The sequence below is a fragment of the Parajatrophihabitans canadensis genome (assembly GCF_053764775.1).
Map to the genome: position 1 here is coordinate 4,629,677 of NZ_CM132445.1, position 15,878 is coordinate 4,645,554.

At 64.0% G+C, this 15,878-nt stretch carries 17 protein-coding genes; 6 read left to right on the forward strand and 11 right to left on the reverse strand.

The window, feature by feature from the left end; translation table 11 throughout:
* Positions 1-3: 3 nt before the first annotated feature.
* Complete coding sequence (locus ACSMXN_RS22250) at positions 4-402, forward strand: DUF779 domain-containing protein (RefSeq protein ID WP_022914336.1); 399 nt, start codon at positions 4-6, stop codon at positions 400-402.
* Here ACSMXN_RS22250 and ACSMXN_RS22255 read toward each other — a convergent pair.
* Genes ACSMXN_RS22255 through ACSMXN_RS22270 form a run of 4 tightly spaced genes read right to left on the reverse strand, consistent with a single transcriptional unit; the run spans position 355 to position 3,960 of the window.
* Entirely contained in the window at positions 355-1,257 is a 903-nt protein-coding gene (locus ACSMXN_RS22255; protein WP_022914335.1) for a metal ABC transporter permease, read from the reverse strand. The genes ACSMXN_RS22250 and ACSMXN_RS22255 overlap by 48 nt on opposite strands.
* Positions 1,254-2,180, reverse strand: coding sequence for a metal ABC transporter permease (locus tag ACSMXN_RS22260; RefSeq protein WP_022914334.1), 927 nt, complete (start codon positions 2,178-2,180; stop codon positions 1,254-1,256). The genes ACSMXN_RS22255 and ACSMXN_RS22260 overlap by 4 nt, the downstream gene beginning before the upstream one ends.
* Complete coding sequence (locus ACSMXN_RS22265) at positions 2,177-3,013, reverse strand: ATP-binding cassette domain-containing protein (RefSeq protein ID WP_022914333.1); 837 nt, start codon at positions 3,011-3,013, stop codon at positions 2,177-2,179. The genes ACSMXN_RS22260 and ACSMXN_RS22265 overlap by 4 nt, the downstream gene beginning before the upstream one ends.
* On the reverse strand, positions 3,010-3,960 hold the full coding sequence (locus tag ACSMXN_RS22270) for a metal ABC transporter solute-binding protein, Zn/Mn family (RefSeq protein ID WP_196811361.1): 951 nt from the start codon (positions 3,958-3,960) through the stop codon (positions 3,010-3,012). Before ACSMXN_RS22270 ends, ACSMXN_RS22265 begins: the two co-directional genes overlap by 4 nt.
* 257 nt (positions 3,961-4,217) lie before the next feature.
* On the opposite strand from ACSMXN_RS22270, the gene ACSMXN_RS22275 reads away from it, so the two are divergent.
* Entirely contained in the window at positions 4,218-4,457 is a 240-nt protein-coding gene (locus ACSMXN_RS22275) for a CBU_0592 family membrane protein (RefSeq protein WP_022914331.1), read from the forward strand.
* Positions 4,458-4,504: 47 nt separating this feature from the next.
* Here the strand turns inward: ACSMXN_RS22275 and ACSMXN_RS22280 are convergent, their stop codons facing one another.
* Positions 4,505-5,146, reverse strand: coding sequence for a nitroreductase family protein (locus ACSMXN_RS22280; protein WP_022914330.1), 642 nt, complete (start codon positions 5,144-5,146; stop codon positions 4,505-4,507).
* 49 nt (positions 5,147-5,195) lie between these two features.
* Positions 5,196-7,691, reverse strand: coding sequence for a CoA transferase (locus ACSMXN_RS22285; RefSeq protein WP_022914329.1), 2,496 nt, complete (start codon positions 7,689-7,691; stop codon positions 5,196-5,198).
* A 127-nt stretch (positions 7,692-7,818) separates the two neighbouring features.
* Here ACSMXN_RS22285 and ACSMXN_RS22290 point away from each other — a divergent pair, with 127 nt between their 5' ends.
* On the forward strand, positions 7,819-8,169 hold the full coding sequence (locus ACSMXN_RS22290; protein WP_196811360.1) for a nuclear transport factor 2 family protein: 351 nt from the start codon (positions 7,819-7,821) through the stop codon (positions 8,167-8,169).
* 2 nt (positions 8,170-8,171) lie between these two features.
* On the opposite strand, the gene ACSMXN_RS22295 is transcribed toward ACSMXN_RS22290, so the two are convergent.
* Both ACSMXN_RS22295 and ACSMXN_RS22300 read right to left on the reverse strand, forming a co-directional pair.
* Complete coding sequence (locus ACSMXN_RS22295) at positions 8,172-8,963, reverse strand: methyltransferase domain-containing protein (protein WP_022914327.1); 792 nt, start codon at positions 8,961-8,963, stop codon at positions 8,172-8,174.
* A 169-nt stretch (positions 8,964-9,132) separates the two neighbouring features.
* Positions 9,133-9,642, reverse strand: a complete 510-nt coding sequence (locus ACSMXN_RS22300; RefSeq protein ID WP_051148963.1) for a gluconokinase — start codon at positions 9,640-9,642, stop codon at positions 9,133-9,135.
* 208 nt (positions 9,643-9,850) lie between these two features.
* Here ACSMXN_RS22300 and ACSMXN_RS22305 point away from each other — a divergent pair, with 208 nt between their 5' ends.
* Complete coding sequence (locus ACSMXN_RS22305) at positions 9,851-11,752, forward strand: transketolase (RefSeq protein WP_035944258.1); 1,902 nt, start codon at positions 9,851-9,853, stop codon at positions 11,750-11,752.
* A 5-nt stretch (positions 11,753-11,757) separates the two neighbouring features.
* Here ACSMXN_RS22305 and ACSMXN_RS22310 read toward each other — a convergent pair whose 3' ends face one another.
* Positions 11,758-12,123 (reverse strand): DUF488 family protein, N3 subclade, encoded by a 366-nt coding sequence (locus tag ACSMXN_RS22310; protein WP_022914323.1) that lies wholly within the window; start codon positions 12,121-12,123, stop codon positions 11,758-11,760.
* A gap of 80 nt (positions 12,124-12,203) precedes the next feature.
* Here ACSMXN_RS22310 and ACSMXN_RS22315 point away from each other — a divergent pair, with 80 nt between their 5' ends.
* Positions 12,204-12,824 carry a hypothetical protein gene (locus tag ACSMXN_RS22315; RefSeq protein ID WP_022914322.1) on the forward strand — a complete coding sequence of 207 codons (621 nt, stop codon included), beginning with the start codon at positions 12,204-12,206 and terminating at the stop codon, positions 12,822-12,824.
* Here the strand turns inward: ACSMXN_RS22315 and ACSMXN_RS22320 are convergent.
* Positions 12,813-13,289, reverse strand: coding sequence for a methylated-DNA--[protein]-cysteine S-methyltransferase (locus tag ACSMXN_RS22320; RefSeq protein ID WP_027139683.1), 477 nt, complete (start codon positions 13,287-13,289; stop codon positions 12,813-12,815). The two genes, ACSMXN_RS22315 and ACSMXN_RS22320, sit on opposite strands and share 12 nt — an antisense overlap.
* Positions 13,290-13,395: 106 nt before the next feature.
* On the reverse strand, positions 13,396-14,817 hold the full coding sequence (locus tag ACSMXN_RS22325; protein ID WP_022914321.1) for an AlkA N-terminal domain-containing protein: 1,422 nt from the start codon (positions 14,815-14,817) through the stop codon (positions 13,396-13,398).
* 131 nt (positions 14,818-14,948) lie between these two features.
* On the opposite strand from ACSMXN_RS22325, the gene ACSMXN_RS22330 reads away from it, so the two are divergent.
* Positions 14,949-15,866, forward strand: coding sequence for a hypothetical protein (locus ACSMXN_RS22330; protein WP_022914320.1), 918 nt, complete (start codon positions 14,949-14,951; stop codon positions 15,864-15,866).
* Positions 15,867-15,878 lie beyond the last annotated feature (12 nt).

The following is a 15,878-nucleotide window of genomic DNA, read 5'->3' on the forward strand; positions in this document are numbered from 1 at the left end:
CCGATGACCGAAATCCCAACTGACAGTCTGTCGCGGGTTGAGCTGACCGATGCGGCGGCGGACCTACTCCGCCGCCTCACCGGCCGGTATGGCCCACTGATGTTTCACCAGTCCGGTGGGTGCTGCGACGGCTCGTCCCCGATGTGCTTTCCAGATGGGGACTTCATCACCGGGGACGCGGATATCCGGCTGGCAGAGCTTGCCGTCGACGGTCTGGACGCGCCGATTCCGTTTTGGATGTCGGTGTCTCAGTACGAATATTGGAAACACACCCACTTGACCGTGGACGTTGTTCCAGGTCGCGGCAGCGGATTCTCAGTTGAAGCGCCCGAGGGTGTGCGCTTCATGATCCGGTCACGGCTGATGACTGACGCGGAGACGAGCGCCTTTGGCTTGATCTGAACGCGAGCTGAATCCGGCCACCAAGGCGAACTCGGTGGTGGCCGCGGCCATGATGGTGAAGCTGGCAGGAAAGCGCGGAAAGGCATATGCCAGCACCAGACCAGTCCACATAGCAGTCACTCCAAGAAGGCCCGAGAGCCAGAAGGCTGACCACGGTTTCGCAGTGAGGCGTTGCGCGGCGGCTGGCGGCGCGGCCAGCAAGCCGAACAGCAGTAGCGCGCCCACGGCCTGGCTTGCCTCCGCCGCGCTCGCGCCGACAACAGCCAAGAAGACGGCGCCGAGCAGGCGGACCGGCAGCCCACGGGCGGCCGCCACGGCCGGGTCGAGTGTGGCAAACAGTAGTGGACGAGCAATGGCAAGCAGGGCAACGATCACCGCCACCGCGACGATAACAGCGAGAGCCGAGGCGGAGCCGCTGATTCCGAAGATGGATCCGAACAGCACCCGCACACCGGCCGCGCCGTTCTCGGTGCTGCCGTGTGCCGTGTAGTACGCAAGGAAGAACACCCCCAGCCCGAGAACCCAGGAGAAGGCAACTCCGATCACGGTGTCATCAGCACCGGCGCGGCCACCCAGCATTCCAAGCGCGAGGCCAGTGGCGATGGTGGCTATGAACAATCCGAAACGCAGATCAACGCCAGCCGCGAGGGCGGCCAGTGCTCCCGTGTAGGCGACGTGCGACAGGGCGTCGCCGGCGAAAACCTGACCGCGCAAGACCACGAAATAGCCGACCAGACCGCACAACATCGATATCGCGGTACCGGCGACAACAGCATGCTGGATGAACGGGTGGGAGAGCATGTTGCCAAGACCGGTCACCGGCCCAGTTGCAAGCGACACTCTGGCAGCGGTCATCGCCGGAGCCCGGTCAGCGCAACCGGCGGCCGAGCGCTACCGCCAGCGACAAGTCGGCGCCCGACGCGATCGGCCAGCGCGCGATACCCCGCAGCAATCAAGAACAGGCCGAAGGCAAGAGTGGTGACCCAGAAGCCAATCGGATAGGGCGAGTAGAAGGCGACCGCCTCACCGACCCACGTAACTACGACAGCGATGCCGACGGACAACATCGCACCGAGGACCGGACGGGCAGTGAGCTTCAGCGCGGTCGCGGCCGGGGCCACCAGTAGGGCAAATACCAGCAAGCTGCCGGTGACCTGGCTGGCTCCCGCGGCCGCGATCCCAAGCATGACCAGAAACACGGCCGACAGCAGCGCAACCTGCACGCCACGGGCGCGAGCGACTAGCGGATCAATCGTGATGAACAGCAGCCGTCGGCTGATGATCGCCAGCACCAGCAGGCAAAGCAGGCCCGCGATGGCAAGGACCAACACCTGGCCGTCAGTGACCCCCGTTATCGTGCCGAACAGCAAACTGTTCAACCCCGACAGGAATCCGCCGTACAGGCTGACGAACAGAAACCCGCAGGCCAGTGCGAAGGCCTGGACGGTGCCGATCACCGCCGACTCCTCACCGTAGCCGCCTACGTCCGACGGATTTCGTCCACTGGGTAAGGCTGAAATGGCAACTGCCGCGACCACGCAGAATCCGAAATAGCCGACGGCCGGATTCAGCCCCAACCAGGTGGCCCCGGCCGCGCCGGGAAAGCCGACCACGGCCAGCGTATGACCGGCGAAGGACTGCCGCCGCAAGACCATGAAGTAGCCGATCAGCCCAGCGACGACCGCTACGATCGTCCCGGCGCGCAGGGCGTTGAGCATGAAGTGATAGCTCAACAGTTGACGAGCATCGCCAGTGAGGTTCCAAGTCAACCCACTCACAGTAGGTGCCCCGGCGGTAGGTCCGGCTGTCCGACCACGACCAGTCGGCCGGCACGATCACGAAGGACGTCAACCGGGGTGTCATACAGCATCGACAACGTCTCAGAGGTGATGACTTCAACCGGAGAGCCCATCACGGCACCCCCGTGCGCGAGATAGATGACCTTGTCCAGGTACGGCAGAATCGGGTTTACATCGTGCGCAACGAGTAGAACGGCCACCCCCTCGGCGCGGCAAACCCGCTGGATCAGCGAGCTGATCGATGCTTGATTGGTCACGTCGAGCGAGTCGAGTGGCTCATCCAGCACGAGCAGGCTCGGCCGCCGGATCAACGCTTGGGCGATCAGCAGCCGTTGCTGTTCGCCGCCGGAACATTGGCCAATCGGTCGGTAGGCGTAAGCCGAAGCTCCCACCAGTTCGATAACCTCGCCGAGCCGCTCGCGGGCCCGGCGGCGCCGTGCACCGGGCAGCCATCCGGGTAGCGGTGTACCCCAGCGATCACCGTCCAATCCGAGGCGGACGACATCTACGCCCCGGACTCGTGTGCTGGGGTCAAACGCGCGTCGCTGTGGAAGGTAGCCGATCCGCTCGCTATGGCGGCCCGGGTTGGCGCCCAGCACTCTCACCCGACCAGCCGCGACGGGGTGTAATCCGAGGATCGTCCTCAACAGCGTTGACTTGCCTACACCGTTCGGGCCGAGGACGGCCGCAAATTCTCCAGCGGCTAAGCACAAACTGACCTCAGACCAGATTGTGTGCCCGGCAACGCTGGCTGCTGCACGTTCGAGCACCACGACATCAGCCAGCAGCCGCCGGTCGGTCGAAGCCGTCATGTGCCGGTGGCCACGGCGAGCGCTGCTTCCAAAGCGCGAAGCTGGGCCGATTGCCAGTCCTGAAAGGTTGCGCCCTTGGGCGACAGCGTCTCGGTGACCGAAGCAACCGGGATTGACTGCCTCTTAGCTGCAGTCACCTGTGCCGAGACGTCCGGCGTGGAATTCTGACTGTTGAACACATAGACCTTTATCTTCTTGGTCGCGATCTGGGCATCGATCGTTGCCTTGTCAGCCGCCGACGGATCGGTCCCCTCGCTGATTGCCCTCAAGAAGGAAGCCGGCGTGACGAGGTCCAGACCCAGCGCGTCAGCCAGCGGCGCAAAGATGCTCTCCGACGCACCCACCGGTGTCCCGGCGTATTTGGACTTTATCGTCGAGATCAACTGGTGATACTCGGCCAGGTCGGTGTCTTCGAAGGCTTGCCTTCGCGAATCGAAGTAGCTCGCATCACCAGGATCAGCCTTCTTGAGCCCAGCCGTGATGGCATCGGCGACCGTCTCGACGTCGGCGGGTGAATACCAACGGTGCGGGTTACCGTCGTCCGGCTCACCTACGAGCTTGCCGACCGTGATGACGATGCGGTCAGCTGACGGGTTCGCCGCAACCGCCTTCGCCGCCCACGAGTCGTAGCCGACACCGTTCTCGACGAACAGCGAGGCGTTGGCGATCATGCGCCCGTCTGCAGGAGTGGGCTCGTAATCGTGCGGGTCGGTAGCCGGATTGCTGATGATCGAGGTGGTTTTGACATGGGTGCCGCCGAGTTGGCTGAGAATGCTCCCCCAGGCATCGATCGATGCCACCGCTGTCATCACCGTTCCAACCCTCGCGGCCGACGTTGCGGCTGCTGGCTGAGCGCCCTGGCGAGAGGTCGCGCAGCCGCTGAGGACAACCGCAGCAGCCGAGGCCGCGATCACCATGGCAAGCGCGAGTCGAGATCGATGCACCATCTGAACTCCCATATGAGATTTGACGATCTGCGAGGCCCGACCGTTAGCTGCTGTCGGACCAGTGGCTTAGGCCTGAGTCTTGTTGGTAATGACAACGATTGTCAAGCTCGTTTAATAGAGATGGTGACCTTCGCAACCACCCGCCCACACCGGCGTCCGACCGTGCGATGATGGAGTGGAGCTGGCAGACCTGACAGCTCCCGGGATGGTGGGGCATCGAGCACCGGACAACGCGAGGCTTACGAGGTCGCGTCGTCATGTTTCTGTACATCCAGCTCTTCGGATCCCTGTTGGTCCTGGTCTCCTTCGTCGCAGCCCAGTTGGGGCGACTCGAACACGCATCGCCTGTGTACCTTCTGCTCAACGTGCTCGGATCGGCCGCGCTCGGTCTGAGCGCGCTAGCCGAAGCGCAGTGGGGCTTCGTTGTACTGGAAGGCGTCTGGGCCGCCGTGTCAGGATGGAGTCTCGCCAGGACGAGGAGATCACGATTGGCTTAGTGGGCTTAGCGGGCTTAGCTGGCAATCGGTGTAACTCGGGGCGCGACCTACCAGCCGTTCCAGTGCACGATCTCATCGAGCGGCCTTCGGGCGGCACGGTGAAAGGTGTCACCCTTGGTGTACGCGATCGGAAATAGGCCGCCTTGCGTGTAAAGGTCATACGGCAGGCCGAGAACCTCCGCGGCCTTCCGTTCGCTTCTCAGGTGGACGCTCGTCCAGGCCGCACCCAGACCGCGGGTTCGCAGTGCCAGAAAGAAGTTCCATACCGCGGGGAGCAGGGATCCCCACAGTGCCGCCTGGGTAGCGATCGCGGCATTGTCAACGCGCCCCAAATGGCACGGCACGAGCAGCACGGGCGCTTCATGCATGTGTTCGCGCAGATATTGTGCCGATTCTGAAATCGCGTCACTGTGCAACGCCCGAGTGTCGTCGGCGGCCAGGTCGGGCCACGGCAGCGGCACGTACTCGCCCTCGTCGGCGACATAGAGATCGGCTAACTGTTTCTTCTTGTCGGGGTCGGTGACAAAGATCCAATGCCATTCCTGACGATTGGAAGCCGTCGGGGCTTGGACGGCGAGTTCGAGGCATTCCTCGATCACGTCGCGCTCGACGGGACGTGTGAAGTCCAGCCGCTTGCGCACAACCCGAGTGGTACTGAGAAGTTCATCGTTGGACAGTTCGACCCTCATGGCTGGAGCCTATAGACCTGCAGGCCAACGTGGAACGGTCCAGGCGTCATCAGAGCGCGGACCCGTCTGGGGCCAGGTAGTCCTCGGCGAGGATCCTGCTCTCCCGGTATTGCTCGAACTCGTCGTCCGTGACCCCAAGTATGTCCTTGTAGACGTACTCATTGTCCTCGCCCAACGCCGGCGAGCCACGCCGCCAGGCTTGAGGCACACCCCGATAGGGCTGGCTTGGATGGGGGTGAGTCCCGACGTCGGTGGTGTTGAGCGGCCGCATCCATCCCCGCGCTTGGATGTGCGGGTCGGTGCAGAACATCGTGTCGTCCATCAAAGGTGCTGCGGCCACACCTGCACCTTGAAGCAGGTGAAACGCCGCCGTGACTTCTTGCTCCGCTGCCCACGCGCCGATGATGGCATCGAGCTCATCGTGGTTGCGCTGCCGGGTTTCGAGGTCGGCGAAGCGGCCGTCGTGCGCAAGCTCGGCGCGACCGATCACCGCCGCGAGTCGGCCCCATTCCTCGTCGTCGCCGACTGAGATGGCCAACCAACGATTGTCGCCCTGGCACCGGTAGAGCCCCTGCGGTGCCCGATCACGATCACGATTGCCCATCCGAACGGGTTCGGTGCCTAACTGGTAATCAACGTAGACATCGCCGAGATGGTTGAGCACGTTCTCGCTCTGTGCAAGCTCAACCAGCTGACCGCGGCCGGTCTGATCCCGGTAACGCAACGCCGCCATCGCCGCAAACGCGGCGGCAGGCCCGGTCGCGGCGTCCATGTACGTGGTCGCGGGACTCGTGGTCAGATCGGAGTCGCGATGCCCACAGATCCAGAGCAACCCCGTCAACGCGTCGAACTGTGTACCAAAACCTGTGTAGGACGACCAATCCCCGCTCAGACCGGTCGGAGGCAACCGCAACACCACCAACCGCGGATTGCGAGCCTGCATCTCGCTGACCTGAATACCCATCCGCGTCAGCCCGGTTGCCTTGAAATTCTCGACGAACAGATCTGCCTTTTCCACCAAGCGCATCAACAGCTCCCGCCCTTCCGGCCGGCGGGTGTCGATGGTGCAGGACAGCTTGTTGCGAGACACCGAATTGTTGAGGGCGTGCCGGTTCCACGGCCGGTCGGGGCGTCCGGGCGCGGCAGGCCCGTAGCCGGAGCCCAGCAGGCCAAGGTTGGAGATGGTCGGGCGGGCTTGATAACCTTTTGTCGTCGGCGGAAGCACGAACGGGTTCTCCACCCTAATGACTTCGGCGCCGAGATCGGCGAGCAGCATCGTGGCATACGGGCCCGACCAGACCGTGGTCATATCGACGACCCGGATACCCTCCAACGGCAGTGCTTTGGTAGCGCCGCCCGACGGACGACGTTGCTGCGTATGGTGATCCTGCAGCGCGTCCGGACCTGGGTGGGTCTCGCGCTCGAGAAAGGGCTCCTGCTGGCCGAGCTCGGGCGCCAGTCCCCTCAGAGCCCACCCACCCTCCTGAAATCGATGAGCGGGGCCTGGTAAATCGACCGAGCCAGCTCGCGGATCATCAGCGTGCACCCAGAAACCGCGCTGGTGCAGATGATCGGCGTGCAAGACCTCGTCGGGCGAGTTGAGCCCCGCCAAGGGCCAGCCGGCGCTCTGCGCCGCCGCCGTTGCTTCCGCGCGGGTGTGCGCGAACAGCCACGGATACAGGGCAGCGTCCAGGGCTTCTTTGGTCTCGCCTCGCTCGAAGGCGTCCGGCCGCGCGAACGCCGCCTTCAGCTCGTCATTGTCCAACACCTCGAGCATTTCTTTGAGTTGCTGGGGTGTCGACATCATGCCGACATATCCGTCCGCGCAGGGGAAAACCCCGGTCGGAATCAGAGTCAACGGGTTGCTGTTCTGCGTGGCATTCGCGACCGCGCCCCGGTACTGGTAGGTCAACAACGGTGTTGCTCGGCTAGGCATCGACGCCAGCGCTTCTACCGCCGCGGAATCGACGTACGATCCCTGCCCGGTGGACCGGGCAAAGGCGATGGCACCCAGAGCGCCGACCGCGGCCATGCTCCCGCTGAAACAGGCACCGAGGTGACCGGGTAACCGCAATGGATCCTGATCGGTAGCCTGCAAGAGCATCGTCCCACTCATGGCCTGCGCGATGAGTTCGGTCGATTTGTAATCCGCATACGGTCCGTCGGCACCGAAACCGCTGATACCGACGACGACCGCGGTCGGCATCCGCTCGTGGAACTCCCGCCAGCCGATACCCCACTGTGCCAACGAGCCGCCCTCGCGCGCCTCGATCACGACATCGGCTTCAGCCAGTAGATCCCAGAGGTCGGCGACGTCGGAGACCGCGGGGTCAAGAACTGCGCTGCGTTTGTTGGTGTTCAGGTGGAGAAAGGCACCCGAGACGTCGCTCTTGCGGCCAGCGACCGCCCGGCGTAGCGGATCACCTTGCGGGCGCTCGACCTTGACGACATCCGCTCCCAGATCGGCGAAGAGCTTTCCGCAATAACTGCCGGTGGCACCAGCGGCCAACTCGATGACCCGGACATCGCTCAACACACGCTGCATTGCTTAGCCTCTCGATCTGCGCCGGCCACCTGTCGCCACCCTATCGGCTATACCGGTCTTGGTGGCCGATCGGCTATCAGTGTTGATGGCCGACGATCGGCATAGCGACGCTGTAATAATGTGCCGCATGACACCACTGGAGACCGCACGCCGCTACGTAGAGTTGTTCAACGCCGGTCAATACGCCGAGATGGGCGCGCTGTTTGCCGAGGACTCGGTCTGGCGCCCTCCGCCGCCCGCGCCAGAGGTCCACGGTGGCCCGGCGATCAAGGCGGGCTACTCCGCGCCGGAGCAAGCCGAGCGCAGCAGTGCCTTGCAGATAGCGGCAACTCGATACTTGGTAGACGGCTCGACCGTGGTAGCGGAACTGGTCTTCAGCGCCGATGCGCACGCGATCGAGGTCGTGGACATTTTTGATGTGGATGAGGACGGCAAGATCACTTGCATGACTGCGTACACCCGCTCGGCGCCGCGCTGATCTCAGATCTCCTTCTGGCCCCAGGCCGAAATCATCGGTGAGGTGGCTAGGTCGAGTTTGCCACTGACGACGTTCGCTAGATGCTCAGCTATCTCACTTTCGGTGGCAAGCCCCGCGTCGATGAGTTGATCACGAATCTGCTCGGTCGTGGCCCGCTCTAGCTCGATGCAGGCTGATCCGGTAACCGGAAAGTAGGCGTCCGCGGCAATGTTGACGAGCCCCGCTGTACGAAGACGCCTCGGCAGGCTGCGCCCGAACGCGAGGTCGACGCCGCGAGCGGCAAGCAGGTTTCGAAACCCGGCCTTGAGCCTGTTCGCCAGAGCCGCTGCCGCGTCGGATTCGTCCAGACAGACCAGGGGTTGCAGGGCGGGGTCGGCGTCTTCGATGACCAGCCAGCCGCCCGGTCGCAGGGACGCGATCATGGCGGCGAGGGCTCGATCGCGCTCGCGTACGTGTACCAGCACCAGGCGCGCGTGCACGACATCAAAGGGCCCGTCGATCGGGTCATCGATGCCAATGTCGTGCCTGATCACCTCGTAGTCGATTGCCCCTGGCGTCCAGGAGGTGTCGATGTCGCTGGCGACGACCCGGCCCTCGCTACCGACTTGCTCTGCAAGCCAAGAGGCGACGCTCGATCCGCCCGCCCCGACCTCCCAGGCATGCCAGCCGGAGCGGACGCCGACCGCTCGAAGGTGCCGGAACGTCGAGGCGTCGAAGAGCTCAGCCAACGCGTCGAAACGCTGGCCGGCCTCTTGTCTGGCGTTGTCCAGCAGGTAGCCGTCATCGCCGTCCATTGGCAGCGTTCCGCCTTTCAGTAGCGAGCATCAAATGACGATCAGGCCGACGATGATCGCGATACCGATGACGGTAACTGAGAGACGGTAACTGAGATCAGCCTCGTGTCGTGCGATGTCCAGGCCGACGAGCCTGCGGTCGTAGCCGCGGCGGTCAAGGCCGCTGTCATCATGACTGCGCCGCTCGGCTCGTCGCGCCGCCCGGCTCAAGCCCGAGTCTGGCAACGATCTCGTCGGCCTCGGAGGCAGAGCCTGCCGCAATATCGATCTCGATGGACCGTTCGTCCGCCGAGGGTGGCTCGAGAACGGCGAACTGCGAATCGAGCAGGGCCGCGGTCATGTAATGGCCATGCCTGGCCTCTAGCCGCTTTGCGATGAGGTCGTGGTCGCCGGCGAGGTAGACGAAGACCACGTGTTCGCCGCGCAGAACATCGCGATAACTGCGCTTGAGCGCAGAGGATGTGATGATGCCCGAGCGGCCAGCATCGGTGTGCTCCCGAATCCAGGTTGCGACCGTTGCCAGCCACGGCCAGCGATCATCATCGGTCAGCGGGTGACCTGCTGCCATCTTGGCGACGTTCTCCGACGAGTGCAGGTCATCGCCCTCTTCGAGATCCCAGCCGAGCCGTCCAGCGAGCAGACCGGCGACACTAGACTTGCCACTACCGGAGACACCCATCAACACCAGGACGACCGGCTCTGCGATAGCTGTGCTTGGCTGAGTCACTTCCGCCTCACTCTCATTGCGCCGCCGATCGAACGCTGCCGATCTGACGGCCGGCTCATACCCGCTGGTGATATTGCTACCCGGATTCTGTTGAGTATCTACCCGGGCAGTTGGACGATCAGGTGAGGGCATAGTCCTCCAACCGAAAGGGGTGAGCGCCTTGACCAGCACCCGCCAACCCTTGACCTCGATCGACCTCCCAACCGTCGGTCGGCTCGCCGCGCAGTTGCGGGTCGACTCGATTCGTTCGAGCACCTCAGCCGGATCGGGCCATCCCACCTCGAGCATGTCGGCCGCCGACGTCCTCGCAGTCCTGGTGACTCGTCACCTTCGCTACGACTGGGACGATCCGAGTGCTGAGAACAACGACCACCTGATCTTCTCCAAAGGCCATGCCTCGCCGCTGCTGTACTCCGTCTACAAGGCGGTCGGCGTCGTGACCGACGAAGAGTTGATGACCGAATACCGGCGCTTCGGTCACCGGCTGGAAGGCCATCCCACGCCCGTATTGCCATGGGTCGACGTGGCCACCGGCTCGTTGGGCCAAGGGCTACCCGACGGCGTAGGCGTTGCTCTGGCCGGCAAGTACCTCGATCACTTGCCTTATCGCGTGTGGGTGTTGTGTGGTGACAGCGAGATGGCAGAGGGCTCGATCTGGGAGGCCCTCGACAAAGCCGCTTATTATCAACTCTCCAATCTCGTCGCTATCGTCGACGTCAACCGCCTCGGCCAACGCGGGCCGACCGAATTGGGCTGGGACATAGACGCTTATGCTCGGCGGGCGAGCGCTTTCGGTGCGCGAGTCCTGAGCATCGACGGCCACGATCTGGACGAGATCGACGAAGCCTTGACGGCGGCGGAACAATCGGCCGCCGGGCAAGATGGCACTCATCAGCCGACAGTCATTCTCGCCCGCACCATCAAGGGCCGTGGTTTCTCCGAAGTCGAGGATCACGAGGGGTGGCACGGAAAGCCCTTCCCGGCAGACATGGCCGAGCGCGCGATCGCCGAACTAGGCGGGGCGAGCGACCTGCTGGTACGGGGCCCGCTGCCGAAGGAGGCTGAGGCTCGTCCCCCGGCGCAGGCGCCTGCGACACTGTCCGCGCCCACCTACCCCGTTGGTGAGAAGATCGCTACCCGCAAGGCGTATGGCGACGCGCTGGTCGCGCTCGGTCAACGAAACCCTCGGGTAGTGGCCCTCGATGGCGAGGTCAGCAACTCCACCCACGCCGATCAATTCGCCAGAGCCTATCCCGAGCGCTACTTCGAAATGTTCATCGCCGAGCAGCAGCTCGTTGCCTCTGCGGTCGGCCTCAGCGTTCGGCACTACGTTGCGTTCGCGTCAACCTTCGCGGCCTTTCTCACCCGCGCCCACGACTTCATCCGGATGGCAGCCATCTCGCAGGCAGATATCCGGCTCGTCGGCTCGCACGCGGGCGTCGAGATCGGCGCGGACGGTCCGTCGCAAATGGCCCTGGAGGATCTGGCGATGTTCCGCGCAGTGCAAGGCTCGACCGTGCTTTACCCCTGCGATGGCACCAGTACCGCAGCACTGGTGCAGGCGATGGCAGCACAGCCGGGCATCTCGTATCTGCGGACGACTCGCGGTGCCTATCCAGGTTTGTACAACAGCGGCGAGGAGTTCCCCATCGGTGGTTCGAAGCTGTTGCGTTCGAGCTCCGACGACTCGGTCACGCTCGTCGGCGCAGGAGTGACGCTGCATGCCTGCCTCGCTGCGGCTGACAACTTAGCCCAGGACGGCATCCAGGCACGAGTCATCGACCTGTATTCGATAAAACCGCTCGACACGGCGACACTCCAAGCTGCGGTCGGCGCCACCGGCGGCCGGCTCGTCGTGGCCGAGGATCACCATCCAGAAGGCGGAGTTGGCTCAGCTGTTGTTGACGCCCTGGTGGGCGCAGGAGTGCAGAATATTCACCTCGTTCATCTCAGCGTGCGAGAGCTGCCTGGCTCCGGCACGCCGGCTGAATTGATGTCGGCAGCCGGCATCGACGCCGAACACATCGAGTCCGGTGCTAGGTCATTGCTCCAGAACGCGTGACGTCGTCAGGCGGTCTGAGCAATGACGCCCGCGAGCACGACGGCGTGGCTGATACTCAGTGCCTTGGTGGCGGTGAGCAGGGTCAGCGTCCCGAGTTCGCTGAGGCGACGCAGTCCGGCAAGTGTTGCAGACTGCTCAGCGTCAGCGAGCTCTGCGCGGTATTTGACGGCAAACTCTTCGAATCGCGCGGGATCATGCATGTACCAGGTACGAAGCTGCGTCGACGGCGCGATCGTTCGACACCAGTCGTCCAGTGCGGCTGCCTCTTTGGCCAAGCCACGCGGCCAGAGCCGGTCGACCAGTACGCGACTGCCGTCAGCCGAACCGGGAGGGTCATAGACCCGTGCCACTCGTACTGCGGAAGACTCCACGAGCCCATTGTCTGCGAAAGACAGTTCACCGCGCCAGCCCCTACAACAACTCGACCGCCGGCCCAATCTGGAAAAGCTAGATGAGTCCCGAACGTAACCGCGTCACGCCAACTGGCACGATCGAGGCGATCCCGCTGCGCGGCGCCTGGACCGGGAACCGCGGAATACTGCACCGCGACCGGGAGATTGTTCGCTTTCACGCCAGCGACCTGTGGATCACCTGCTCCTTGAACTTTCAGGGCCGCTGGCAAGAACAATGGCAGCCGCATCACTACACCTTCTTGTTCTTTCAGGACGAGGCGGTCTCGTTAGCGGCTGGGCATCGTCCATGCGCGGAATGCCGTCGCGAAGCTTATGATTCGTACCGCACGGGCTGGGCTCGGGGGCTCGGAGTCGAGGTGCCGTCAGCCAAGGAGATCAATCGACGGTTGCACGCCGAAAGGATCGTCGCGGGCACTCATCGCCGCAGATTTCACGAGTTGCCCTGGCAGGATTTGCCCGACGCCACCTTCGTGATGATGGATGAGACGCCCGCCGTCGTCATCGGCGATCACCTTAGAGAGTGGACGAGCGGCGGGTACGGTTCCCGCCGCCCTCGGCCCCGCAACGGCCAGGCAACGGTCATCACACCACCATCGAGCGTTGCAGTGATTCGGGCCGGATACCCCGTCCAACTAGATGATTCCGCCCTAGGGAATTGAGGCGGCCTCGAGCGAGAGGAGGAATTTCTTGGTCGGCAGGCCGCCGCCGTAACCGGTCAGTGAGCCGTCGGCACCAATCACCCGGTGACACGGCACAATGATCGAAAGCGGATTCTGGCCGTTGGCCAAGCCAACCGCGCGAGCAGCGGTCGGCTGGCCCAACTTCGCCGCCAACCTGCCATAACTTGTCGTCTCACCGTATGGAATCTCCATCAGCGCGTCCCAGACACGCTTCTGAAACACCGAGCCGCGGGGGTTGAGCCGCAGCTCGAACTCCCGGCGCCGGCCTGCGAAGTATTCACCCAGCTGGTCACGAACCTCTGCCAGTGCCTGATCATCGCGTTGCCAGTCGGCGCCGATCAGTGCAGGGTGTCGTGACTTCTCCCAATAAAGCTGGCGTAAGCCACCCTCGTCCGCGGTGAGGAGTAGCTCACCGACCGGTGAAGCCAGGATCGTGTAGCGCATTTGGGCGTTCTCCTTCGTTGTCTTTTCGTAGCAATGCCAAACGGTGACCTTCGACCGTGAGGGTTGAACCGCAAGGTCTGTATCGAGAAGCTTCAATCGAGAAGTCTCAATGCAGGGCTACCCAAAGGTGGTGCGTGGCATAGGAGCGCCACGGTGCCCAATCGGCCCGACCGCCCGCAAGATCGACAGCGACCTTCGCTGCGGATCGGCGCACACCCAGATCGGTCGTCAAGAGCACATCCGGATCGCTCATGGTGCGCATCTGGATGTAGTCGGCCGTCCACGGGCCGACACCGGGCAGCGCGAGCAGCGTGGCGCGCTCACGGTCACGGTCCGCCCCGGGATCCAGGCTCAGCTCACCAGACGCGCACGCGAGTGCCAACGCCAACAGGGTTTTTGCCCTCGACCGTGGCATCGGCAACGATGCCGGGTCGAGCTCGGCGAGCTTCGCAGCTGTAGGGAATAGTCGCAATGGTTGGCCGTCGAACGCCGGTAGACCGTGCTCGGCAGCAATTCGGCCGAGCAACGTCCGTGCCCCGCTGACCGATATCTGCTGGCCAACCACCGCCCGAACCGCCATCTCAAAGCCGTCGACCGCACCCGGAGAACGCAAACCGGGGCGCTTGGCGACCAACGGGCCCAGCACCGGATCGGCACCCAGCAGTTCGTCGATCGCGCAGGGATCGGCGTCGAGATCGAGAAGCCGCCTGACCCTCGATACGACCATGACTAGGTCACGTTGATCGGCCAAACCCGTCTGACAGATGACTGCACCTTCGGCTGCTGACAGGCTCACCTTCGCTGGACCCGACGGTGCAACCAGCACGCGGGTGTAGCGGTCGGTCTCGGCTACTTCAACGCCGGGGATTGCCCGCATACCAAGAAAGGCCAGCGTTGCCGCGACATCCATTGGTGCGCGGTAGGGCAACCTCAGCGTTATGGACCCAGGCTCAGCCACAGCCGGCCCACGTCGGGCCGAACGCAGGGCCGAGGGGGTGGTCGCGAAGATCGTCCGGACCGTGTCGTTGAACTGGCGCACGCTGGAAAAGCCCGCCGCAAACGCGACGTCTGTCATCGGCAGCACAGTCGTCTCCAGCAGCACCCGGGCAGTCTGAGCACGCTGGGCGCGCGCCAGCGCCAGCGGGCCTGCGCCGACCTCGGCGATGAGAGCGCGATCGATTTGCCTTTCTGAATAACCCAGTCTTCGGGCCAGGCCCGAAACGCCCTCGCGGTCGATCACGCCATCACCGATCAATCGCAAGGCGCGCCCGGTGAGATCGCCGCGGACGTCCCACTCCGGCGATCCGGGCGAGGCGTCAGGTCGGCATCGCTTGCAGGCCCGGTAGCCCGCCCGTTGGGCCGCCGCGGCACTGGGATAGAAGCTCACGTTGCGCCGCTGCGGCGTGACCGCTGGGCACGACGGGCGGCAGTAGATTCCGGTTGTTCGCACCGCGGTGAAGAACCACCCATCGAAGCGGGCGTCCCGGCCTGCGACGGCGCGGTAACACGTATCGGCCTCTGGCAGCATCACACATCAATTATGGCGGCGCAGCCGAGCTGTCGTTAGCGGTTTTCAGACACCAACGTGAGCACTGGCAGTCGGCCGGTGGCAGCCGAATAGTCGCCCCTTCCCCGCCCGGAGGTGCTAAATGTTGAGGGGTGAACCTCGACGACGTAGCTGACGAGCTGTATTCACTACCCCCGGACGAATTCACGACGACCCGCACCGCTCGGGAGAAGGAAGCCAAAGCCGCGGGTCAGGCCGACCTGAGTGCCGAGATTCGCAAGCTTCGCAAGCCCAACGCGGTGGCCTGGCTGGCAAACCAACTCGCTCGCGAGCACGCCGACGAACTGCGTCCGTTACTCGAACTCGGAGAGGGCCTGCGGGAGGCCACTGCCAACCTGTCCGGGCAGCAGTTGCGTGAATTGGGCAAGCAGCAACATCAACTCGTCTATGCCCTCGTCCAACAGGCCAAACGCCTCGCCAACGCCGCAGGCAAGCAGGTCAGCCAAGACACCTCTCGCGGGCTCGAGGAGACCCTGCACGCTGCCCTCGCCGATGAGACTGCGGCCGAGGAACTGCTGGCCGGCCGCCTCACCGAAGCGATGTCTCGCTCGGGGTTCGGCCCCGAGACCGATGCAGCAACGGCGACGGCGACGGCTACCGCCAGCGCAACAGGAACCCGCGCTCGGACCGCAAGCGCGGCGTCGCCGACGAAGCGTTCCGATACCGGCAGGCCGAAATCTGAGGAGGAGGCCGCCGAGGAACGTCGGCGAGCGCAACTGGACAGCGCGAGGCGAAGCGAAGATCAGGCGTGGCAGGTTGTTCAGAACGCCGAGTCCGATCGCGACCAAGCCCAATCGAGCTTTGATGAGGCAAGCGGGCTCGTCAGTGATAGCACCGCCGAAGTCGAGCGCCTCAAGCAAGCCCTTGACGAGGCTCGCGAAAACCAGAGCGATGCCGAACGCGACCAGCGTAGGGCGCGCACCGCCCTCGAGAAGACCGAACGCGTGGTACGTGATGCCGAACGGCGGCTCAGGGACGCGAGCGCACGAAGGCAGCGATTCGAGACCTGAGTGGACTGGCAC